13 protein-coding genes are annotated in these 23,904 nt (G+C 41.8%); 1 reads left to right on the top strand and 12 read right to left on the bottom strand.

Translation table 11 applies throughout. The features are described 5' to 3' along the window. Window positions 1-83: 83 nt before the first annotated feature. The 8 genes from FW757_RS19130 to FW757_RS19095 form a co-directional block, all read right to left on the bottom strand. Window positions 84-1,889: a hypothetical protein gene (locus FW757_RS19130; protein ID WP_182717220.1), complete on the bottom strand. Its 1,806-nt coding sequence runs from the start codon at window positions 1,887-1,889 to the stop codon at window positions 84-86. A 22-nt stretch (window positions 1,890-1,911) separates the two neighbouring features. Continuing rightward, window positions 1,912-3,021, bottom strand: a complete 1,110-nt coding sequence (locus tag FW757_RS19125; RefSeq protein WP_182717219.1) for a VWA domain-containing protein — start codon at window positions 3,019-3,021, stop codon at window positions 1,912-1,914. Next, window positions 3,006-5,237 carry a DUF5682 family protein gene (locus FW757_RS19120; protein ID WP_182830580.1) on the bottom strand — a complete coding sequence of 744 codons (2,232 nt, stop codon included), beginning with the start codon at window positions 5,235-5,237 and terminating at the stop codon, window positions 3,006-3,008. The genes FW757_RS19125 and FW757_RS19120 overlap by 16 nt, the downstream gene beginning before the upstream one ends. Beyond that, a complete protein-coding gene (locus FW757_RS19115) occupies window positions 5,225-6,280 on the bottom strand; it encodes an AAA family ATPase (RefSeq protein ID WP_182830579.1) in 1,056 nt (351 codons plus the stop codon). The genes FW757_RS19120 and FW757_RS19115 overlap by 13 nt, the downstream gene beginning before the upstream one ends. Before the next feature lie 84 nt (window positions 6,281-6,364). Continuing rightward, window positions 6,365-10,093 (bottom strand): DUF4132 domain-containing protein, encoded by a 3,729-nt coding sequence (locus FW757_RS19110; RefSeq protein WP_446441576.1) that lies wholly within the window; start codon window positions 10,091-10,093, stop codon window positions 6,365-6,367. Between the two features lie 81 nt (window positions 10,094-10,174). Then, window positions 10,175-13,894: a DUF4132 domain-containing protein gene (locus FW757_RS19105; RefSeq protein WP_446441575.1), complete on the bottom strand. Its 3,720-nt coding sequence runs from the start codon at window positions 13,892-13,894 to the stop codon at window positions 10,175-10,177. 256 nt (window positions 13,895-14,150) lie between these two features. Further along, window positions 14,151-15,128: a porphobilinogen synthase gene (hemB, locus tag FW757_RS19100; protein WP_182717214.1), complete on the bottom strand. Its 978-nt coding sequence runs from the start codon at window positions 15,126-15,128 to the stop codon at window positions 14,151-14,153. Between the two features lie 254 nt (window positions 15,129-15,382). Next, complete coding sequence (locus FW757_RS19095; protein WP_182717213.1) at window positions 15,383-15,679, bottom strand: DUF4144 family protein; 297 nt, start codon at window positions 15,677-15,679, stop codon at window positions 15,383-15,385. A 79-nt stretch (window positions 15,680-15,758) separates the two neighbouring features. On the opposite strand from FW757_RS19095, the gene FW757_RS19090 reads away from it, so the two are divergent. Then, window positions 15,759-18,275 (top strand): EAL domain-containing protein, encoded by a 2,517-nt coding sequence (locus FW757_RS19090; RefSeq protein WP_182784591.1) that lies wholly within the window; start codon window positions 15,759-15,761, stop codon window positions 18,273-18,275. Here the strand turns inward: FW757_RS19090 and FW757_RS19085 are convergent. The 4 genes from FW757_RS19085 to FW757_RS19070 form a co-directional block, all read right to left on the bottom strand. Then, window positions 18,254-19,063 (bottom strand): DUF2797 domain-containing protein, encoded by an 810-nt coding sequence (locus tag FW757_RS19085; RefSeq protein ID WP_149983115.1) that lies wholly within the window; start codon window positions 19,061-19,063, stop codon window positions 18,254-18,256. The genes FW757_RS19090 and FW757_RS19085 overlap by 22 nt on opposite strands. 67 nt (window positions 19,064-19,130) lie before the next feature. Next, a complete protein-coding gene (locus FW757_RS19080) occupies window positions 19,131-21,650 on the bottom strand; it encodes an EAL domain-containing protein (RefSeq protein WP_182717211.1) in 2,520 nt (839 codons plus the stop codon). A gap of 92 nt (window positions 21,651-21,742) precedes the next feature. After that, a complete protein-coding gene (purD, locus tag FW757_RS19075; protein ID WP_182717210.1) occupies window positions 21,743-23,026 on the bottom strand; it encodes a phosphoribosylamine--glycine ligase in 1,284 nt (427 codons plus the stop codon). A gap of 14 nt (window positions 23,027-23,040) precedes the next feature. Beyond that, a complete protein-coding gene (locus FW757_RS19070) occupies window positions 23,041-23,859 on the bottom strand; it encodes a class I SAM-dependent methyltransferase (RefSeq protein WP_182717209.1) in 819 nt (272 codons plus the stop codon). Window positions 23,860-23,904: the final 45 nt, after the last annotated feature.

Raw genomic sequence — 23,904 nt, 5'->3', positions numbered from 1 at the left:
TTTGGCAGCGCGAAAGTGCTTACTGTTATACTCAATAATACTCCCTAAAAAAATGCATAATATAGCTGAACTTTAATCAGCACTTAGTTTTGCAGCTCATTAAACTTTACAGGTTTAAGACTGCTTAACTGTAGTAGCTGCTCGGCGCAGTAAGCTGCTTTTAAACGATGTTCTGGCCCAGAGTTACTTAAAAAATGGCTCAACGTGCGCAGTCCTAATTTTTGCGCCATTTCACTGTGTGATTGCTGAGGCATGCTATGGCTTTGCGCTAATTCATCGAGCACTTTTAGCAAAAATTGCTGTACTTTATCTCGTCTTGGCGATGACAGTTGCGGCTGTGGAGATTGTTTTGCAAGCCAGTTGCTAAATATATTAGTTGTTTTGTTGTCGGTTAAATCATCAAAATAGAGATTAATCCAACGATCCAGTTTTACAGTAATCGGACGTAACTGCCACTGCGTGCTATCGCGCTCAATACGAGCCACAATGAGCTGTGGCAATTGCTGCTTAAATAGCATCATATTATTGATCGCATGGTGTGCCAGCTCGCTATAAGGCAAGCTAAAAAAGATCGTATTGTGCTGTTTATCTTGATAGCTAAGCCGCATACATTGCGTGGCTTCATCAAATGTGTGTTGATGACTATAACTTGGCGCAAAACATACATAGTCGTTTTGCCAATCAATCAGTGTTATATCATCGATGAATTGTGGATTTAGTGATTGTTCGCTTGGTTCAACATAGGTCTTTTTAAGTTGGCGAAGCCGCTGCCAGCCATTGAGCTGAGCGTTTGAAATACGTTGTGTTTGCCCAAACCAATTGCTGCCAGAAGGCGCACCTTCAAGTAATTGGTTTGCTTGCCAGATTTGGCTATAGTTAAGTGTTTGCTCGGTTGTTGTGCGACTTTCGGCAAGCGTAATAAAGCGGCCGTATTCGTCTTGTAAAACCAACGTCAATCCATGTGCGCCACTGCTACGACGCCACGGATAACCGCCTAAACATAACAACTGCTGTGGAGGACAAATATGTTCAGCATCTTGCGTTTGTGTTTGCTCTTGGCGTTCAAGCATCACCAAAACGTGTGCTAGTTCAAGCAAAACAGTGCGTTTGTCTCGCAGATGTTCACCACTAAGATAGCGTGCGAGTGTGCCGCATAAACGTTTTAGTGGTGCAATGTTAAAGCCTGCCTTTTCCATCGGGATCTGCAGTAATTCAATAGTGAGCAGTGATTCACTGCGCAGTTGCGCTAAGGGTACTCCTGCAAGCATAATGAGTTCAGCGTAGCATGCCTGCTTAAGCTGCGTTTGTGTTTGGTTTAATAGTGTTTTTTGGTGCTCTTGTTCTAGTTGCAACCAGTCGGGCCATTGCAGCATTTCACCTTGTTGCTCAAGCCACAAGTAAACGCCCAGTAGTGCGTATGCTTGGCTATCTTCATTGCAGATAATATCATTAATTGTGGTTACGTTAGTAAAATGGAGCGTGTGCTCCTTGATAGTAATGCAAACCTGCGCGCCTTGTTGCACGATGTCAGCTTGCCAACGACGCTGAACTTGACGATAAAGCTGGCGTATTTTTACTTTGCCAGCACTGGCTAATAACGTATTAGTATCGATTTGCGGCACTTCATTTTCTTCAATCGTTGCTGCAGATACTGGCGATTGTTGCCAAGCAAATATGCTGGCTGCAATGATATGCTTACAAATACCATTTGCGGCGCAATCACATTGGCTATTATTAGGATTATGTAAATCCAGTACACCTTGCTGGCCTTCGAATGTAAACTGAATTGGCGAAGCGCCACTTATATGTGGGCTGGATTTATCGAGCGCTTTTTGTGCTCGGCGGACTAACCCCGCACTGGCGAGGGTTTCAAAAATACTGATATCCATTATTGTTTTATGCTCATGCTGCTCATTTTTGTAATCCCATCGTGGATGCTAGCCAACTTGCAAAGTGGTCAGGCGTTAATGAAGCAATCTGCATTTTCATACGGCTAAGTTTGGCTGTTGCGTTAGTATCATAAAAAGGCATTGATTCTGGGCTCAATGCGGTCATGCCTAACATTGTCACCCCACTATCAATAAGATGCTGAGCTTGTTGAAACATTGCTTGCTCAGGGCCACCTTCACAAAAATCAGACACGGTAGCAATAATGGTACGCGAAGGAGTCTCGATTAGCTGCTCACAGTATTGCCATGCTTTAGCAATTAAAGTGCCACCACCAAGTTGAGTCGAGAGCAATACTTTTACGGGATCATCAGCTTGCTCGGAAAGATCAACAACTTGTGTATCAAACACCACCAGCGAGAGTTTTATACAGGGGAGTTGTTTTAAAATACCAGCGATCACCGCTGAATACACCATAGAACTGGACATAGAGCCTGATTGGTCGATACATAAAACAACGTGCCAAGGCAATTGTGGTTGCTGGCGAGCATGAAAGTAAATGCGCTCAAATAGCACGCGTTTGCCATCAAAGTGTTTAAGGTTCTTGCGAATACTTGTTTGCCAATCTAAGTTAGCAAGTCGTTTTTGTGGACTGTGCGCTTGGCGATTTAGCTTACCATTGAGCTTGTTATTAAACAGTGGTCGTAATTGCTTTAGCAAATCCTCTACTACAGTTGTAATGATTTGTTGCACTTGCTGCTGTAATTTAGGGTTGGTATGCGCTGAAATACTCATTAATTGCTTTAACAACCCCATAGAGGGTGAAATATTTTGTAGTACTCGTGGTTCTTCTAATAGCTGCTTAAGATTAAAGCGCTCTAATGCTTGATGTTGCAAGGTGTCATTAACACTTTTAGGAAACAGCTTTTCAGCGTTATCGAGCCACTGTACTACCGATGGCTGGCTTGCTTCTAAGCCCCCCGATATTTGAAAACCTCGCTCTTTTAAACCCTGTTGATAAAGTTGCTCAAGGACTTGGTCTTGTTGATTTTGCTCACTTGATAAACTGGTATCGAGTGATTCAGCATAGCGCCCTAATACTAAACGCCAGCGCTGTTTTAGCGAGTAGTCCATGCACTTAATCCTTGTTCAAGCAGTTGCTGTTGTAATTGTTTATCTAATAACATTGCTTGGTTTACATCATGCTCGCTGATATCTTCATTGAGCCAATTTAATTGCTGTTGCCATTGATTAAGTGTACCGAGTTGCTGGCTAATACCATCAATTTCCCGTGCATCTTTATCGCAAAATAGCCCACGTAATTGTGGTAACTGCTCAACAAACTGCTCATCATCGAGTTGCTCAATACTGTGATTGAGTAATGACAATAGCCCGTTTTGATGATTGAGCCAATGGGGTACAACCGTCAGCAGTGTGCGCAAAATAGTGAAACGGTCGCCGCTATAGCGTTGTAGTTCATTTAATAAAGAGGCAGGGTCTAACTCATCTAAGTCTACAGCCAACGCTTTAAGCGCAAACCAAAGGGTAGGGGTGTGTTCATTGTGTTCTATTAGCCAGTGTAAACGCTCACGCCAAGGTTGTTTAAGTACATCCATTTGTTGGCGTGCAATAGCTTGTAATGACAACAGTACTTGTTGCGCTTCATCTTCAGGTAGTTGATTTAACGAGGGCAAGTGAAAGCTTAATTGACGCCACAACGGTGTAATTAATGCGTTGAGTTGCTGGTGGTAGTCATTAAAAAGCGGGTGCTTACTGGTGCGATATAACTTAATGAAGCTATCTGATAGTATTTTTATGGTACTGCAATCGTTTATTTCACGGGTTATTGCAACTGAGTTAAATTGATATTGCACGCCTAATTGAAGTGACAGTATTAATTTATCAAGCATTTGTGGCAAATCGCTTTCACTTTGTTGCGCCAAGCGATGCTGTACAACTGTTTTGAGAGTGCCGCCTAAAGTACTTAATTCAATTAATGCCACTTCTACTGAAGGGGTCCAATGGTAGCGCCAGCTCTCATGCTTTGCGGCTGTATGAATATTATAAAAGGCATGCATGCTTTGTTCGTATTGGCAAAAGCCGATGTCTAAAAATAGTAATTGGCTCAATAGTTGGCGGCGCTGGCGTTGCCGCTCGGTTAATTCATATAAAGAAAAATGGCTACGATTAACTGTACCAATTGTCAGCTGTACATGTTTGCAATGGGCTAATACATCGTCGACTAATGGCAAATTACGTTGATTTGCTGGTAGTTGTCCCATGTTTTCGCCACGCAACAGCTGCTGCCAAGGTCGATAGTCGCGCGAGCTACTTTGTTGTTTAAACTGGCAACTTCCTAAAGAATCGAGTAGATCATAGCAACCAGCGCGCACAATTCCCCGCAACTGACAGAGCTGACTTAAGTGCTCAAAAACATTTTGTTTAGCTATAAGCGTTAACTTAGGCATTTGTGCTAATAAATACAGTAGCCAATCACTGGCTGATAATGAACGTTGTTCAAACAGCCAACGGCAAAACGCAGGGTAGGGCATTCCCGCTTGGTAGCCTTGATGAGCATCAAGTAAAGAATCGCTGTAACGGATCACAAAACTATCCTCAGTACTTTTACGAATAGAAGTTGATTCTTGCTCGTAATCAAACAGTGCACTGGTATGGAAACCGCCGGTCATTACCGCGATGCGTTGATAATCATGACTAGCTGTGCGAATGCAGGCACGCATTTGTTTCTCGCGGTCTAGATCGCCTAGTTGCTGCAAACTTTTTTGATCATAATAAAGGCGGCTAGCAGCACAAAATAGTAATACTTGCTCAAAAAAATCATTCGCACTTTCAAAATTTTGTAGCTCAAATAAGCGCAGCCAAAGCTCATCGGCATCACGGCAACCCATGGTTTGTTGTAGCTGACGACTATAGCTTGAGCTTAAAATACGGGCATCGCTGTAGCGATCAAGTGGTTCTTCTTGCTGCTCGTCAGTGCTGTCTAAGTCAATAAATTGTACTGGCACGTGGTTGTCGCCAGCCCAGCGCAGTGCTTGCCACTCAGGGCTATTTTCAGCGAAAGGAAAATAGCTTTGCTGTTGATAAACTGCAATCGGTGGCACCACATGTTTGTTTTGCAATAGGCCAAGGTGTTGCCCAAAACTGTGCGGTGCTTCAATCAATACAACATCTGGTTGCCAAGCGTTTAATTGAGCTAAAGCAAAATGCGCACAAGCAGGGCTGTGATGGCGTACTGGCAACCAGCGTATCTTTTCATCTTGTAAAAACTGTTGGCTGAGCTTTGCTAATGCTTGGCTAAAGCCGTTGTTATCTGGTGTTATTTCATCCACAACGCTTTACCTGCATCAAAAAAAGCACGCCACTCTTTGCGTTCACGTACAACAGCATCAAGATAGTGAGCTAATTTTTTAATGTCATCGGGTTTATCTTTAATCAAGGTGCCGTGCATCTGTTGTACTAACTGCTCAGCACTCATGGGTTGATGCCAATAGAGACTATGTAAGGCACAAGAATGCACAATATTGACCGCTTCGGCAGTTGATAAAGTAGCATCTAAAGATTGTGCACCAAGGTTGTTACGCAAGTCATGAAATACCTGTACTAATAACTGTACTAACTCTTCATTAATTTGTGGTTGCTGTGCTTCGTTAATAAAGCGGGCATTGACCTGAGATAAAATAAGCTCTTGCTCTAGTTTTACATCATTAAGTACTGGCACTGTTTCAAAATTAAAGCGACGTTTAAGGGCGCTCGACATCTCATTAACGCCGCGGTCGAGTAAGTTGGCGGTGGCAATTACATTAAATCCAGGCTTGGCTTGAATGGCGATCCCCAGCTCTGGGATTGTGAGTGTTTTTTCCGACATTAAGGAAATAAGCACATCTTGGATTTCCTGCGGGCAGCGAGTGATCTCTTCAATACGCACTAATTTACCTTGCTCCATAGCAGCATAAATAGGGCTTTTTAACAGCGCATCAAAGCTAGGGCCATTGGCTAGCAGCATGGCAAAGTTCCAACTATATTTAACTTGCTCCTCAGTCGTCCCCGCAGTACCTTGGATCAATAACTCGCTGGTGCCACTTATCGCCGCCGCGAGTAGCTCTGACAACATTGATTTTGCTGTACCTGGTTCGCCAACCATCATCAGGCCATTGTTGCCCATTAGGCTGACAATCGCACGTTCAACAAGTGCATCATCACCATAATATTTACGGCTGATATTGTGCTGTTTATCGCCACAAATAAAGCGTTTTACGGCACTTGCTGAAAGCTGCCAGCCGCTCGGACGAGCACCACTATCAGTGGCAATGAGCTGTTCTAATTCAACTTGATAGCGTTGTTCGGCGCGAGCACGAATAATCTGTTTATTCATTAGGTACGTCCTTTACTACAGTACTGACTGTATATAGCGTTCTTTGCCGGAGTCAGGGCAAACAACGAAGTATAAATAACTTTATTACCACGGTAGTTTTGATAGCCAATTAGGATCTGCATGGCATTTCTTAGCTATTGCTTGATAATCCAGAGCCATTGCGTTAAGCAGGCTTGCGGGCGCTTGCGCAAGTGGTATGGTTTGATAGCGACTACGTGCGCGCGAACCTTGAATTTGCTGCAATATTTTGCAGCTATAAATGGCAACGGGTTCATTTTCCTCTGGTAAATAGTTACCACTAAACTCAAATTGAATGCGAAGCCCTGCCTGCTCAAATGATTTTTCGTAGTAATTAAAAAACGCCCCATCTTCTGTTTCACCGCGTTGATAATCGAGTTTGGTGAGTAAACCGCGCAGAGTAAAAGCATCACTCATAAGGCCCAAATGATGCTCCAATGATATTTGCTCAGGTGTGACGCTAATATTAGCGGATTTGAGCTGCTCAAAAAGTGGCTTTATCTTATAATCTTTTAAATGTAGTTGCCATGCTTTAAGGGCGGCTTTATCAAGCTGATTAGCACTGAGCAAACGAATATTTGCACCCGATGGTAGCGTAACCTCTTCATCATTTACATCGACTAAACTACCATCTTCAGTCGGGCGAAAGGTATGCCAATCATTATCAAGTTGTACTTGCCATAAGGTGCGTTGTAGTAAGCGAAACATCACCGGATGTTGGTGTAAATATTCATGCCACTCATTTAAAGGCCAGTGACGCTCGGTGATCATGGCTGCATATAGGCGGGCATGTTGTTGTTCAATCACTTGTTTTAGCTCTTTTTTACAACCACTAAACCATTTTTTAGTTTGGTTGATCTGATCTTCGCTATCCTCTTTGCGTGGTTGTGGCAGCGATTTAATCACCTTGCCTTCTTCGTTTATTAATTGCAGCTTAAGTGAGTCGCTCAGTTGCAGTTGTAAAGCGCGATTGCCAAAGCTAAACGGTGTTGGATCTTGTATATGCTCTAAGCCCGCGGTTTGGATGGTGCGATCTGCCAATTCATCAGTCGTCCAGCTGTTACGCTTTGCAATTTGGCCAACTAGCTCGCGCGCCAACGCTTGTATTGATTGGGTACGATGTTGGCGGGCTATCGACAGCATAAATTGGATAATCACTGTATTGTTGATGTGAGCGATGGCGCTGATCATCGCTTCTATTTGTGTACGGCGCAGATAGTGTTTTTTCATATACGGCTGGATCAGTGCTAACAACGCTTGGGGATTACCACCATTGATTAATGCCAGTAAGCCTTTTTCTTTAATAGCCGAGCCATGCAATTGAGATTTATATAAGTTGTAACATGCATTGTAAGCATCGAGTAATGTGCGTGTAGCGTATTCTTGGCCCCAATCATATTGCGCTAAATCTTGGTACCTGTTGTACTCGCGTTGCTTATTCGCTTGCGCATAGTCATGCGCCTGTTGATCAGAAGGGGCAAGCGTATCTTGACTTATAAAAGCTGATAATAAAAAGTGGCCTAGGCGAGCCTGACTGTCATCATCGAGGAGTGATAAATATAACCTTAATAGGTTGCTCCCTTGGGGTTGTTTAAGCTTTACGGCTAACACACACCACCAATAGATAATGCTTGGCTCCACAGGGTCGCCATGACGAAAGTGGCAGGTGGGTAACATCGCTTGTTGTAGCCAGGCCATATGTTTAGGGGCTGCTTTTTTGAGCCCTGTAGCTGCTTCTTCAGCTAAAATAGCGGGGGTGATGAAATAGCTAATATCACCGCCGCATTGTTGTAGCGCATCCAATAATTGGTTACGAGTAGTGGTATCTTTTTCTGTGGTGATTGCGTCTTGCAGTGCGGGCTTCGCATCAGGGTGTTGCAGGTGAGTTAACCACTGTGCAGTGAGGCTGCGGGTTTCTTTATTGCTTGATGCTAAACCTGTCGTTATTTTTTCAATGAGCAATTCATGCTGCTGCACGGCGTATTGCGCTAACTTGCGTACGTGCTTGCGATTATCAAAGGCGAGTTGATATATGCGTTCGAGCCAATAGGGGGGTATCGCTGGAAAATCAGCTAATAAAGCCAAGGCTTGTTCAGTAATGCGCGTGCTATCGATACGATCATTGAGAAGTGACTCAATGATCCATGAGTCGGTACTTGAACTAAATGTTGCGCTGCTCAGTTGGCCATCAAGTGCTAGCGTCATCGTTTGTGGATAGTGCGCAAATAGCGGCCATATTTCAAATGACTCTAAAGCTATCGGGAGGCTGCCACTAGGTTCATGTCTAATATCAAGGATGTAATTAGTTAAATCGCTAGGGCTAATACCAAAAGGGTGCAGTACTGGCTGTAACTGGCGTATATCTTTGATATCACGTTGGATCAATTTACTAGGGTGAGGCTCTTCGAGTACCGTTGAAAGCCCATAAAATAAACCAGTAGCTAATAGGAAAAAGTGCACTAGTTGAGCATCACTTTGGTTCATCAGTTTAGCTTCGCCAATAATTTGGGCTGCGTATTTATTATCAACTAGCCTATAAATAATATCGTAGCCGGGCTGTGTTTGTATTTGGCGTTGCTGTAGTTGCGCAAGCGCTTGGGCAAGTTGTTCTGGCGTAAGTGAGCGCAGCCCTTGTAAGTCGTCACGATCAGATGCCAAACGTTGCTGCCTTTGGTGACAATTTTGCGGATAATCCAAAAGTGCTTGCTGCGCCGTTGCAATTTCTTGTTCCGCTTTGGCTATTTCAGTGCTTAACACTTGCTGGCAAACATCAAGCCAACGCTCTGGAAAATCATGGCTGATAGAAAGGGGGGGGAGGCTTGGCAGTGGCCAATCAAAATACTGACTTTTTTGTATCAGCTGATAGTCATGCTGTGCTTGTGTGATCTGTTGCTGCAACACGTTACTTTTTGTTTCACTTAGCCATTGAGTTAAAAGTGGTTGCGCTGCATCATAACGGCTAATAAGCGTAATCCAATGGGCTTGGGTGGTGGTGTTAGCACTTTGATAGTGTTTTTTAAGGTAGTTGACCCACATTGCTGTATCAAGGCGTGTGAAGGCAAGCGCCGCCGCCTGACGTACTTTGCTGGTGGAATCATCCGCTAATGTCATTACTAGCGGTAGTAAGGTGTTGGGTAGTTCACAGTACTGCGTCAGTTGACAACAGAAAATGTAACGACCTTCGCTATGAAGTTGTTGTAGCTGTTGATCGATATTAGGCTCGTTGCTGACACTCAGCCAGTTGGTATGTGCGAGTAAATATTGGGCATACTCTGCTGCGACATACTTGTTATTACGCTCTAATATAAAAGCATCAATATACCAGCTAGGTAATTGATATACCCTTAATAATTCCAGCAGTGTGTTTCGATTGGGTAATTGCTCTACAGATGACGCTGTATGCGTTTTAAATTTCCTGCTCAGGAAGTTTAGAAGATAGGCAAACCAGTTATCAAAGCTTGAAAGTACATGGCTAAACGCATCAAAATAGGGCTCGTTAAAACAGGCAACGACTAAACCTAAGCGATGCAAAAAGTCCAGTTGCTGGCTTTGAGTAGACATGAGTACTTGCCACATCGCTTCTGCTGCTTCCCAGTCATAGCAACCAGGTGCCTGTTTACTTTTTGTATCGGGAAGCTGTGCTAAAGTAGTTAAACAACGGGGATTTTCCCCATGTAATAAGTAATGTGCAACGTTATGAGCGAGACCTGATTCTGCTATTTCATAGCCTTTACAGGCAAGAGTTAATAGCTCAGCAATGTCTGTGTTCGGAGGCGTGTTTAACGTATTAAGCATAAAACGTCCTTGCTAGATAGATCATCTTGATTTCTAAACGCTGGCCATCGTTAATGTGGCCAGCATTTACTGTTATAGCGGCTAATTAAAAGGTAGCTTTTGCTGCCACAGTGGATCTGCATGACACTTTTTCGCCACCTCTTCGTAATCCAAGGCGATAGCGTTAAGCAGATTAGCAGGGACTTGAGTAAGCGGTAATGCATCATAGCGGTTCCAGCCACGTGCTTTTGGATTAAATTGCCATACTGTGATGCTATAAATAGCTGCAGAAACATTCTCTTCGGGGACACAGTTACCACTGAAGTCAAATTGAACTCTAAGTCCTAATTGATCAAACAGTTTATAGTAATGATCAAAAAATCCTGCGTCTTCAGGGTCGCCTTGCTTGTAGTCTTTTTTGGTCAATAAGCTGCGTAGTGTGAAGGTATCAGTCATCAAGCCTTTATGATGATCCAATGCTAACTGTTCTGCAGTTATATTTACTTCAAGCGACTTGAGTTGCTCAAACAGCGGTTTAATTTTGTAATCTTTTAAGTGGGCCTGCCAAGCTTGGCTTGCTTCACTATTGAGTTGATTACCACTTAGCAAGCGGATACTGGCCTGGGCTGGTAATTCAATTTCATCATCTTCTGTATCAATGAGTGCGCCATCTTCTGTGGGGCGAAAACTGTGCCAACCATCATCAAGCTGTACTTGCCAAAGCGTACGTTGCAGTAAACGAAACATGATAGGATGCTGATGTAAATATTCTTGCCAGTCGCTTGCAGGCCAATGACGCTCAGTAACCATAGACTCATATAGACGACTAGTTTGTTGCGTTATTACCTGTTTTAGCTCTTTTTTACAGCTGCTAAACCATTTTTTAGTTTCGCTGATGGCTGCATCGTCATCATCTTTACGCGCTTGCGGCAGTGACTTAAGCACCTTGCCTTCTTCGTTGAGTAGTTGAAATTTAAGATCATCGCTTAGCTGGAGTTGCAGCGTACGCTGACCTAAATTAAAAGGTGTTGGCCCTTGCGTGTTTTCAAAGCCTGCAGTTTGAATAGTACGATCGCCTAGTTCATCGGTCGTCCAGCCGTTTCGCTGGGCAATTTTATCAACTAACTGACGTGTTAACTCTTGGATTGATTTGGTGCGGTAACGTCGCGATAACGACAGCATAAATTGAATAATTATCGGATCATTAATATTGGCGATAGCACTCAATATTGCTTCAATCTGCGCACGACGTACATAATACTGCTTCATGTAGGGTTGTAGTAGGGCTAAAAGCTCATTCGGTTTACCGCCAATAATTAAGGCGAGCAAACCTTTTTCTTTAATAGCACTACCTAATAGCTCTGACTTTTTCTGTTTGTAACACGCATTATATGCATCTTCCAAAGTATGCGTTTTGTACTGTTTCCCCCATTCACTTTGAGCCCAACGTTGATACATATCAAATTCTTGCTGCTTATGAGCTTGGGCGTATTCATGCGCTTGTTGCTCGGTGGGGCAAAGTGTATCTTGGGTGATAAATGCTGATAATAAACAGTGAGCGAGTTGTGCTTGGCTATTATCATCAAGCAGTGATAAATACAAATGTAGCAAGTTACTGCCTTCAGGCTGTTTTAGTTTAACGGCGAGCACACACCACCAATAAATAATATCAGTGTCGACTGCTTCACCATTAACAAATTTACAGCTAGGTAGCCTATCTCGTTGCAGCCAAAGCATATTTTTAGGCACTGCTTTTTGAAGCCCTGCTGCTGCTTCTTCAGCCAATGCAGTTGGTGAGGTAAATTCACTAATATCGCCGCCACATTGCTGCAAGGCATCTAACATTTGCGCACGAATTGCGGTATCTTTTTCTTTTCTAATTGCTTGTTGTAGTGCTGGTTGGGCATCACTGAGCGCCAGTGTTTGCAGCCATTTTGCTGCAATACTGCGAGTATCATTGCCGCTTGATAGTAATTCTTTGCTGACTCGCTCAACAACGATGCCATGCTTTTGTGCGGTCGCTTGTGCCGTGAAGCGCACTGATTTTCGACTATCAAACGCTAATTGATAGATGCGTTGTAACCAATGGGGAGGAAGTTTAGGAAAATCAGCTAATAAAGCCAGTGTCTGGTTGATAACCATATAGTTATCATAGTTATCCTTGGAGTCGAGGCGATCGATAATCGTTGGCTTTGTGTCATCTCCTTGCTGGATGAGCTTTGTGTATAGGCCATCAAGTGCGTAATCTATTGTTTCTGGGTACTCGGCGAATAAGGGCCACACATCAATTGATTCTAACGCCAATGGGCGAGTACCCAACTCTTCACCATGGGAACTTACAAGTATGTTCGTTAAGTCACAAACGCTAAAATTAAATTCTGCTAGTAAAGGCAGTAATTGGCGAACATCGCTAAGATTCTCTTGCAGTAATTTGCTCGTATTGGCTGCATTTAACAGATTATTAATGTGCCATCTGCCAATTTTCTGCAGTTGAAAAAAATGTGCTATTGCAATGTTTGGCTGTTTGAGTAATTTAGCTTCATCGATAATGTCATAAAAGATGTCATTACCAAGCTTTTGACCTTGTTCTAGAGCGTTTAAAGCTTGAACAACATCATCTTTAGTGATCGTTTTATATACCGCAAGCTCTTCTTTTTCACGCTCTATCGCCTTTGCCCAGTAGCTGCCGGGTGCTTCGGGCTTGCTGTTTTTTATATATCGTTCAGAACGCGCAATTAGCTTTTCTAAGCTGTGCATGCAGTCTTCAACCCAATGCGCTGGAAACTCACCGTGAAAGTTCACGTTTGTGTATGCAGGCAACTGCCAATCAAAGTTGTCGCTTTGCTGCTTTAACTGATATTGCTCAATGGCGAGTGTAAGTTTAGTGTGTACTGATGCTGTTTTTTCAGTGGCTTGCCATGTTTCAAGTAATGTTAATGCATTACTACACTCAACCACACTGCTTATCCAGTGAGTTCGTGTGCTTGCATTAGCCTTTTCATAATGTTCAGAGAAAAACTCAAGGCATTGTGCATCATCGATTTTACGGATCACACTGTTCGCTGACAGACGTACTTGATTGGACTTATCAGCGCTAAGCTGTGCTAAAAACGGTAATAACGAAGTTGGAATTACCGGCTGCTTAAGTAGAAACTGGCAAAGCGTATTACGACCGCTGGCGTCGATTTTTTGTAGTTGTTGGCATTTTTCAGGTGTTGAACAAATCGTTATCCAATCACTATTTGCTAGCAAATGATCTGGATAGATAAGGCCTCTTTGTGCATAGGAGCGCTCAAGAATATAGGCATCAATATACCATAGGGGTTGGTCATACGTTTCTAGCAGCGTAAGCAGTTCATCACGACTAGGGAATTGAGTTGCCTTGGTGTCATATTCAAAATCAGTGTGTTGGTTAAAATAAAACAGTAAGAAGGCAAACCAGCCTGTTAGTTTAGACTCCATATGATTTAAATAGTGATGCTTTGCAATCGCCTCTGTTACTAAACCTAAACGATGTAAAAAGTCGTTTTGATGGCCTGTAGCTGACTTTAAAACATGCTGCATGGCTACTAAAGAGCGTCTATCATACTCGCCATTATTATTTACCGAGTAGTGGCCTGGCAGTTGCGAATGGCGCGAATTAGGTAGTTGATTTAATATGTTAAGACAATCAGCTCCTTCTCCTGTTACTAAGTAATGAGCAACCTTAGCGGCTAAGCCTGTTTGCGTATGGTTATAGCCTTGGCAAGCAACTATTAATAAATCTTTGATGGTTATTTGTTTATCTTCACCGAAAAGCTTACTAGTAAATTTTTTGAACATAGTACTTCCTTGATTATTCAAAGTTGTGGTGATTATTGACTCTTTTTATCGGTTATCTATGAGCAATATTTGTAAAAACACAGCAAACATTACTTATCCCCACTCTATAAAACAAGACAAATTATGATTTACGAGATCAAGTTTTGTTTTTTAATTTTTGCGCATGTAACACGTTAAGATATTTACGTAGGTTTAAACTAAGCCAATATAGGGTTAGCGTGTTCTAAAATGTTACATGCCCAAAAAGTGACAACGGTTATTCTTTTAACCACTGTGCAACTTGTTTTGTATAATAACTCACTATTAAGTCAGCGCCTGCACGTTTGAAGCCGGTCAGTGTTTCAAATACCACTTTTTTTTCATCAAGGGCACCTGCTAAAGCTGCAAATTTAATAGCGGCATACTCACCACCAACTTGGTAGGCAGCTAAAGGTAAGTTTGTTTTCTCTCTCAAGCTGCTAAGGACATCAAGATAGGGCGTGCCTGGTTTCACCATTAGAATATCAGCGCCTTCTTGTTCATCAAGAAGGGCTTCTTGAAGCGCTTGACGAATATTTGCGTAATCCATTTGATAGCCTTTGCGATCACCGCTTAATTCACAATCAACAGCAGCTCTAAATGGACCATAGAAAGATGAAGCAAATTTAATGGCGTGAGCTAAAATGGCAACATGTTCAAACCCTGCATTATCAAGGCCTTCTCGAATAGCTTTAACTTGACCATCCATCATCGCAGATGGGGCTAGCATATCGGCACCTGCTTTTGCTGCGCACACACTCTGCTTTACAAGATTAGCAACAGTTTCGTCGTTACAAACTTGATTATCTTCAACAACGCCACAGTGTCCATGATCTGTATATTCACAAAAACAAATGTCGGGTATTACCATCATCTCGGGGCATGTTTGTTTGATTGTTTTAATCATACGTGCCAGTAAACCATCATCGTGCCATGTATCACTGCCAACACTGTCTTTATGATGCGATATGCCAAAAGGCATAACATACTGAATTCCTAATCTATGCAGTTCAGTAATTTCTTGGGCTAATGCATGTTCAGGAATGCGCTGTATACCAGGCATAGTGGATATTTCTAGACTTTCAGTTAACGACTCTTCGATAAAAATAGGATGGATAAGATCGCCAATATTAAAATCAAATTCGCGTACTAACTGTCGCATTGCGTCACTGTGGCGAAGCCTGCGCATGCGTCTTGATAAATTAGGTGTACTCATTGCTATATGCCTTACTGAGCTGAGTATAACGAGATGTTTATAATATCATTTTTATCACTGTAAACGATATGCGTTAAATCAATATTAAAGGCGTGTTCATGATAGTAAGCTTTTTCTTTATTTGTAATAAATAAACTGTAATTACTAGGTTACCGGTGTAGAAGTCGCTGGTGGGGTTTGCTGTTCTTTATTGTTATCGCTGCCACCACAGGCGACTAAACTCATGGATAAAACGGCTGATGCAACTAAACGTGCTATTTTATTCCTAATAGATCAAATGCTTGGGAAGCTGTTAGGCTGGTTATTTTAGTTAAGCAGCAGTGTCCTTCTTGTGCTAAGTGCTGCGTTACTCTGCGAGCTAACTCTATGTTAGTCAGCGGTGTTGCAAGGTTAAATGCTAAATCAAAATATTCGCCTTGTTTATTCAATATCACACAGTGTTGCTGTTGTTCAGCGGTTAAACTGTGTAGATAGTCATTTAAATCCCGTTGTTCATTAATAATTTCTAGCTCGTTGTCACTACATATCAAGTAAGGGAAGTAAGTATGCATGTATTTATTGTCCTGTATCAAATAGCGCGAGCAATATAATAATATAATTATAGTTCGTATTATACTAAGGACGAATATTATGAAACAAACTCGCCACCCTCAACAGGTATCAGATATCTTTTCAAGGAAATTAGTATGTTGTTCCACCGATACCTCTTTAGTTGATGCTGTACGGTTGATGCAGGTTCATAATATAAGTGCAATTTTTATAAAAAAACGGCAAGAAATCGTTGGTATTTGGACTGAAGCAGATTGCATTAAACTAGATTTTACTGACAGCAACCTTAAACATATTGAAATTCAAAGCGTAATGAGTAGCCCGGTATTGAAAATCTCCTGTCAGCAATTACTGTGTGATGCCGCGCTTATTTTTTATCAACACAGTGTTCGTCATTTATTAGTTGTGGATGATGATGAGCTACCATGCGGCGTTATTAGTATTAGTGATATTGTACGTAATCAAGGGCTTGATCACTATTTACAATTTAGACCAATCAAAGAGCAATATCATAAAGATGTGTTAGTGGTACCTAGTTATTTGACGCTCAGTGAAGGCGTTGAAATGATGCGCGAGCGAACCGCCCAAGTTATTTTAGTGTATAACCAGCAGCAAGACGAACATGGCATTATCACCCAGCGAGATTTACTGCATTTGATCGTCGAACCCGATAGTAATGCGTCATGTTGGAGTTTTGCAAGTCGGCCCTTGTATCGGGTAAGCTCAAAAAGCAGTTTATTCGATGCATATCGGTTAATGTCTACTAACAATGTACGCCATTTAGTGGTCAGTGACGATTTGGAGATTAAAGGGGTGCTCGCCATTGAGCATCTTGTTAATGAAATAGAAAGCGCTTATTGCAGTGATCTTGAAAAAGTACTTGAACAACGTGATATGGATCTTCAGCATTCACAGCGTAATTTGTATCTCGCGAATAAAATAATTGATGCGTCACTTGATGGCATTATGATCACCCAACAAGATGGTGTGATCATGCAAGTTAATCCTGCTTTTACCGCCCTTACTGGCTATCAAGAATATGAAGTGGTCGGCAAACACCCTAGAATTCTAAGCTCCGGAAAGCACGGTAAAAATTTCTACGTAAAAATGTGGCAATCCATTACCCAAACTGGTGTGTGGCAAGGGGAAATATGCAATCGTAAAAAAAATGGTGATTTGTATGTTGAATGGCTAACTATTATTGCTATCCGCGAGCCAAATGATGATGAGCTAGTGTATGCGGCGATTTTTAGCGATATCACTGAACGTAAAACTGCAGAAGACAAAATCGTTCAGTTAGCTTATTTTGATGAGCTAACTGGCTTGCCTAATAGGCGCTTATTTAATGACAGGTTAACTATGGCATTAGCTGCTGCACATCGTAATAATGACATGTTAGCAGTGATGTTTATTGACCTAGATCGGTTTAAGGAAATCAATGATAGCTTAGGGCATAGCGCTGGGGATGAGTTATTAAAAATGGTGGCAATACGGCTGCAAAACGTATTATGTGAAGGTGATACTTTAGCACGTTTAGGTGGCGACGAATTTGTGGTGCTGTGCGAGATTGAAGACATTAGCGCTGTGATTAGTTTAGCCGATCAAATTTTAAATAACTTAAACACTCCTTTTCAGCTCGAAGGGCTTGAGGTAGGCGCGACAGCATCAATCGGTGCAGCGGTCTATCCTGATGATGGTCTCGATAGTGAAACTTTACTAAAACATGCTGATATTGCCATGTATCGCTCTAAAGAAGTGGGTAGAAACTCATTTCAGTTATTTAAAGCATCGATGAATGCACGCTCTTTAGAGCGCTTGGCGATGATGAGCCGGTTTCAATATGCGCTCGAAAATGATGAATTTGAACTATATTTTCAGCCTAAACAGTGTTTAAGAAGTAAAGCTATCAAAGGTGTTGAAGCACTCTTACGTTGGCAAGATCCCGCGCTTGGCATAATATCGCCTGCACAGTTTATTCCATTGGCGGAAGAACTCGGTCTAATTGTAAAGCTGGATCTCTGGGTGCTCAATAATGCAGGCATGCAATTGGCATTATGGCAACAACAAGGAATAACGGCTGGTCGGTTGGCAATTAATATCTCAGCTTGCCATCTTAGTCAGGGAAGTTTATCAAGTAACGTTGAAAAAATGCTCCAGCGCTATAATTTATCGGGAAATTGTCTTGAAATAGAGTTAACTGAAAGTAGTTTTATTAGCTCGTTTAGTCAGGCGAAAAGAGAGTTGTGGCAACTTAAAAAAATGGGCATACAGATTGCGCTAGATGACTTTGGTACCGGCTATTCGGCACTGAGTTACCTTACAAAATTACCCATAGATACATTAAAGATAGATGCCAGCTTTATTGCTAAAGTACCCGATGAATACGGTAATAGTGAGATTGTTGCCGCGATAGTGGCAATGGCGAATAGTCTTAATTTACAAGTTATCGCTGAAGGGGTTGAAAAGCTTGCCCAGTATAGTTACTTATTGGATTTAGGCTGCGATGTGATCCAAGGCTATTACTATTGCCGCCCGTTAACGCAGCGGCAATGGTTTGAATTTTATCAGCTGCAAAATCAACCTACGGTGATATCGTAAGAAGTAAATTTACGAATGTTGATAACGCCAGTATCAAAGATCAAGTACTGGCCTTTAATACCGTTTAAAATACCACTGACGACCGGTTCTTTATCAAAATTAAATGAACTGATTTTGGTTGGGTAGGTAGTAACTGGAAACTCTAATTCAACCACTTCTTCATCAAGTTGTTCTATCGCTGTAGCACCAAAGAGCTCTGCAAGTTCATTTAGTTTATCGGCAATTTGTGGAATAAGTTCTGCCGCAGCAGCTTTTAAATCAAGGACATCGCTTTGTCCTTTGAGCATATTACGCCAATTGGTTTTATCGGCAATAAATTGTGCTAAGGCAACTTCAACTAATCCTGATTGTAAGCGCGTTTGTACTTTGAATATTGGCAGTGCTTGCGTTGCACCTTGGTCAATCCAGCGGGTTGGAATTTGTGTATGACGGGTGATCCCCACTTTCAGCCCTGACGTGTTCGCAAGATAGACATAATGTGGGATCATACAGTTTTCTTCGCCCCACTGTGGCTCACGACAAGTACCTTGGTCAAAGTGACATGTTTCAGGTTTCATAATGCACATATCGCAGCTAGCAAGCTTACGCATACATACAAAACAATGACCTTGCGAGTAACTTTTTTTGGTTTTTTTACCGCAGCTAGAACATACAATAGCGCCATTAAAAGTCAGTGTAAGTTGCTTGCCAATATAGGCATTAAGATCGACCAACTCATCACCCACAGGCAAATGATACTGAATCGGTTGTGTTAGCGATGATTTTAATTTTTTGATAGTGCCTTGCATCTTTACGCCCCTAAAGATGTGAAAAAGAGGATTCTATCAGTAATCCTTAAACATGTGGCAATTTTACTTAATTAGCTTGTTTATTTTCAGCTAACCACAGCAAATAGTCATCCACAGCGATGGCTTTGGAGTAATAGTAGCCTTGCCCGTAGTCTGCCCCCATGGCCTTTAAAAGTTGTTGTGTTGTGACATCTTCAACTCCCTCGACGGTAACTTTTAAACCCAAACTATGCGCCATTTCTATCGCAGCCTTAACAATTACTCGATTAGCACTGTGAGTAGGGAGACCTATAATAAATGATTTATCTACTTTTAAGGTTGAAAAGTTGTAGCTAACAAAACAATTTAGTGACGAATAGCCAGTGCCAAAATCATCTAAAATCACTTCAATACCAAGGCGGGTTAATTGTTCAACTAAGCTAATCATTTGCTGTTGGTTTGCAATTAAAGCTGACTCAGTAAGTTCAAATTTAAGTTGTTTAGCAGGAACGTTATGTTTGAGTAAAGTGTTTTCAATTTTCTCAATTAAATTATGGATCATTAAGTTTTTAGCACTTAAATTAACGCTTACTTTATGCTTAAAAAAACCTGCGTGATTAAACTTAGCGATATCTTGGCAAGCCTGATCGAGCACCCATAATGTAAGTTCATTGATAAGACCAGTACGTTCAGCTAATAGAATTAAAGCTTCAATATTGATTTGTTCATAAGGAGCATTAGGCCAGCGCAATAAGGCTTCACTGCCAATCGTTTGGCCGCTGCGTAAATCTATTTGTGGCTGATGATAAATAGTTAACTGGTTAGTTTTTAAGGCATTTTGGAATGCAGCCGCTAAGCTAATGTTCATAGTGACAGGCATTACTTTTGAGTGATTATTTGGATAGCTTGTTTGTGGCGCTTCGGTTAATGAAAAATAGCCATTTTGCAACCATGTATCAAAGCCACTTTCACCATCTAGGATACAATAACCCATTGCGTAGTTTAACTGTAAATCAAACCCTTGCACTGGATGATGCTTCGGTAAGCTTTTGCGGATTTTGGTTAATTTATCATGCAGTGATTGCGCACTTTGAGTTTTAATTGAAATGAATGCTAGCACACCGTTGCTCAAATCGGCAATCCGCGGATAGGTATCTAAATTGTTATCTAAATTGATAAACTCGCGCTCTTTACTCAGTTGCAGCTCAAGAGATTTAGCTATAGCAACAACGAGCTGACAGCTTTGAGTTTGATTTAAAATATGACTGAGAGAATTAAAATCAGTAATTCTAATTAAGCATAAGCTTGCTGTGCGCTGATTGAGCTGTAAAGTCATATAGGCTTGTTTTAGCATAGCACTGTTTAATAACTTGGTTTGTTCTGTATGAGTGGCGTGGTACAACGCCTTTTCTCGTTGATAGCGCACTCTATCGGCAAGCGCCATAGCCATTAAGATGACTTCACAAAGAATCGCAACCAAAAAAGCATGGCGGGTGGTGAAGCTATATTCTAATACGCCTGTTAGTTCTAAAGGTTGGATTGCAGCGCCAATGATCAGTGGGATCCACGAGATCATATAAAACTTAGCCCAACGAAAGCCGCTAAGTAGTTTGTTGTAAATTAAAATAATACAAACAATATAGAGTAATACCAACACAGCAAAAAATATTTGCGAAGAAATATATTCAACAATGAAAAAGCTGGCGAACCCTAAAACGAACATTAAGCCCAATAGTATTAGGCTTAGTTTATAGCGCCAGCATTTATCTTTATGATAACGTAAAAACATAGTACAAAATGACAGCGTAAAAAATGCGATGGCGTAATTACTTACCACTATATGGAGGTTAAAAAGCTGTTGTAAGGATACTGGCCATAAGTAAAAACCAAAGCCTAATACCGAGCCCATTAGGATCAACGCTGACAGTATGTAGCCAATATAAATAAGATAAACCCGATCACGAATACCAAAATACAGTACTAAATTATATAAAGCCGCCATGATTAGTACGCCAACAAAAATGCCCCAGATAGCGGTTTGTGCACGGAGTAAATCTTTAAATTCAGCCTCGCCATATAAGTTAATTGGGGTTTTACTGATCCCTGTAGTGTCTATTTTTATGACCAAAAAACTCTGGTTTTGTGCGGCAACAGTAAATTCTATATGCGGTACACTGTATTCAAATAAGCTTAATCCTGTTTGCCGATCGCCTAAATTAAAGGTGTTAATTAACTGGCCTTGGTTATCGAGTTGATAAACAGTCAAATAATCAATCATCGGATTATCAAAGTGGGCGTAAAGCTCTTTTGATACTGCTGTCCTATTGTCTAACTTCATCAGCAGCCAATAGTTTTGAGATTTTAGCCCCCATGGAATGGTGTCAAAGGGCTCTGCAATACGTGAATTAGATTCGTCTAAAAATGCTGTAAGTGTTAATGATTTTGATGGATCTATGCGATAGCTTTGCGCTAAATAAACCGCAGCTGTTTTATTGATTGTATAGCGAGTAGGGGTGGCTAAATGATTCGCAAACGTATATACGATGAACAATAGTATGCTCAAAATAAACAATGCAATAATATGGTATTTAAATGGCTGTTGTTCCAAGGTGCTACTTATATGTAATACATCACGGTTTTAGTGTAGCACTAAAAAAGCGCAGATAAACTGCGCTTATTATTAATAGCTGCTGGTTAGACCTATTTTTCGCGAGCAATAGCGCGATAAGCAATATCTGTACGGTATTCCATACCTTGCCAGCTAATTTCATCAACTAGTTGGTAGGCACGTTGCTGCGCTTCGGTAACTGTGTTACCTAGCGCCGTTGCACATAATACTCGGCCACCGGCAGTCACTACGTTATCGCCGTCTTGCTTAGTACCCGCATGGAAGACTTTTTCGCCTTCTGGGTAGGTTACTTTCAAGCCACTGATTGCATCACCTTTTGGGTAGTTATCAGGGTAGCCTTTAGCTGCAAGTACCACACCCACTGCTGCGCGTGAGTCAAACTCAATCGTCGTTTTATCAAGTTCAACACGATTAGCTGCTTCAATCAGTTCAACTAAGTCAGACTGTAAACGAAGCATCATAGGTTGTGTTTCAGGATCACCAAAACGGCAATTGTATTCGATTACTTTAGGGGTCCCAGAGTCATCGATCATCAAACCAGCATAGAGGAAGCCAGTGTAAGGATGGCCTTCGCTTGCCATACCTTCTACTGTTGGGTAGATCACTTCATTCATAATGCGCTGATGAATTTCATCGGTTACCACTGGCGCTGGTGAGTATGCCCCCATACCGCCAGTGTTCGGACCTTGATCGCCATTATAAGCGCGTTTGTGGTCTTGGCTGGTAGCAAAAGGTAATACGTTTTTACCATCAACCATCACGATAAATGAGGCTTCTTCACCTTCTAAGAACTCTTCGATTACCACGCGGCTGCCAGCTTCACCAAAAGCGTTACCGGCTAGCATATCGCGAATAGCATCTTCAGCCTCAACTTCAGTCATGGCAACAATGACGCCTTTACCTGCGGCAAGACCATCAGCTTTGATTACAATCGGCGCGCCTTTTTCTTTTAAATAAGCAAGCGCAGGGGCGATTTGTTCAAACGTTTGATAATCCGCAGTTGGGATAGCATGACGGGCTAAAAAGTCTTTAGTGAATGACTTAGAGCCTTCTAGTTGCGCAGCGCCTGCTGTTGGGCCAAAGATAGCTAAACCGTGTTCACGGAATTTATCTACCACGCCAAGTACTAATGGTACTTCAGGTCCAACAATGGTTAGCTCAACATTATTGCTTTGTGCAAAGCTAAGTAGGCCATCGAGATCTTCAACGTTAATGGCAACATTCTCAAGCTTGGGTTCAAGCGCTGTACCGGCATTACCTGGTGCAACATAAACAGTGTTTACTTTTGTATTTTGAGCGGCTTTGAACGCAAGTGCGTGTTCGCGGCCGCCGCTGCCAATGACTAATACATTCATGGCGAATATCCTATTTAAAGCGGTTTTTTAAATTTCAGCGTCATGCGGTCGCTTTCACCAATAGCTTTATATTTAGCGGCATCTTGCTCGCCAAGTTTAAGGCTTGGTGGAAGGGTCCATACACCCTGTGGGTGATCGGCTGTATCAAGTGAGTTTGCATTTATGTCACTGCTTGCTGCAAGTTCAAAGCCTGCTTGTTTAGCAAGTTCGATTACCACGCTTTGCTTCATATAACCTGATGACTTTTGCATTTCATCAGCTTGCGCTTCAGGTAGGCGATGCTCAACCACACCTAAAGTACCACCTGGTTTAAGTGCTTTGTAAAAAGACTTAAATGCATTAGCTGCGGCGTCTTTATCTTTGCTCATATACCAATTATGTACATTGCGGAAGGTTAACACCATGTCTGCGCTGCTCGCCGGGGCAATGTCTAAATGTGTTGAAGGGGCGAATTCAGTCAGCTTTACTTTATTGAATCGCTCATCTTCAGCAATTTTCTTTTTAAAGCCAGCTAGAGCTCGTTGGTAATAACCCACCGATGAGTCAGCAGGGAAATGCGCGGCATAATAAGTGCCTTGCTCTTTCAGTGCTGGCGCTAAAATTTCACTGTACCAGCCGCCGCCAGGCGCAATCTCAACAACAGTCATAGTTGGTTTAAAACCAAAAAACTCTAATGTTTCGACAGGGTGGCGGTATTGATCGCGATCACTGCTGCGCTCGCTTGATTTAACTGCATTATTTAATGCTGAATCATGGCCATGCTCATGGCTAATAGCCATAGTTGATGTCATCGCAAGGGTGGCAACAAGTAGAGATTTTAGTGCAAATTTCATCGTCTGTTCCTTCACATTATATTTTTAGAATAGGTTATAGAATAA

This window comes from Pseudoalteromonas sp. 1181_04 (genome assembly GCF_052850545.1).
Note: the sequence above shows the minus strand (reverse complement) of the source record. Positions and strands in the feature narration are given on the sequence as shown.

Coding starts and splice junctions, on each gene's coding strand:
- FW757_RS19130 (WP_182717220.1), bottom strand. CDS start 1,889: ATGGATATCAGTATTTTTGAAACCCTCGCCAGTGCGGGGTTAGTCCGC.
- FW757_RS19125 (WP_182717219.1), bottom strand. CDS start 3,021: ATGGACTACTCGCTAAAACAGCGCTGGCGTTTAGTATTAGGGCGCTAT.
- FW757_RS19115 (WP_182830579.1), bottom strand. CDS start 6,280: ATGAATAAACAGATTATTCGTGCTCGCGCCGAACAACGCTATCAAGTT.
- FW757_RS19110 (WP_446441576.1), bottom strand. CDS start 10,093: ATGCTTAATACGTTAAACACGCCTCCGAACACAGACATTGCTGAGCTA.
- FW757_RS19105 (WP_446441575.1), bottom strand. CDS start 13,894: ATGTTCAAAAAATTTACTAGTAAGCTTTTCGGTGAAGATAAACAAATA.
- hemB (WP_182717214.1), bottom strand. CDS start 15,128: ATGAGTACACCTAATTTATCAAGACGCATGCGCAGGCTTCGCCACAGT.
- FW757_RS19095 (WP_182717213.1), bottom strand. CDS start 15,679: ATGCATACTTACTTCCCTTACTTGATATGTAGTGACAACGAGCTAGAA.
- FW757_RS19090 (WP_182784591.1), top strand. CDS start 15,759: ATGAAACAAACTCGCCACCCTCAACAGGTATCAGATATCTTTTCAAGG.
- FW757_RS19085 (WP_149983115.1), bottom strand. CDS start 19,063: ATGCAAGGCACTATCAAAAAATTAAAATCATCGCTAACACAACCGATT.
- purD (WP_182717210.1), bottom strand. CDS start 23,026: ATGAATGTATTAGTCATTGGCAGCGGCGGCCGCGAACACGCACTTGCG.
- FW757_RS19070 (WP_182717209.1), bottom strand. CDS start 23,859: ATGAAATTTGCACTAAAATCTCTACTTGTTGCCACCCTTGCGATGACA.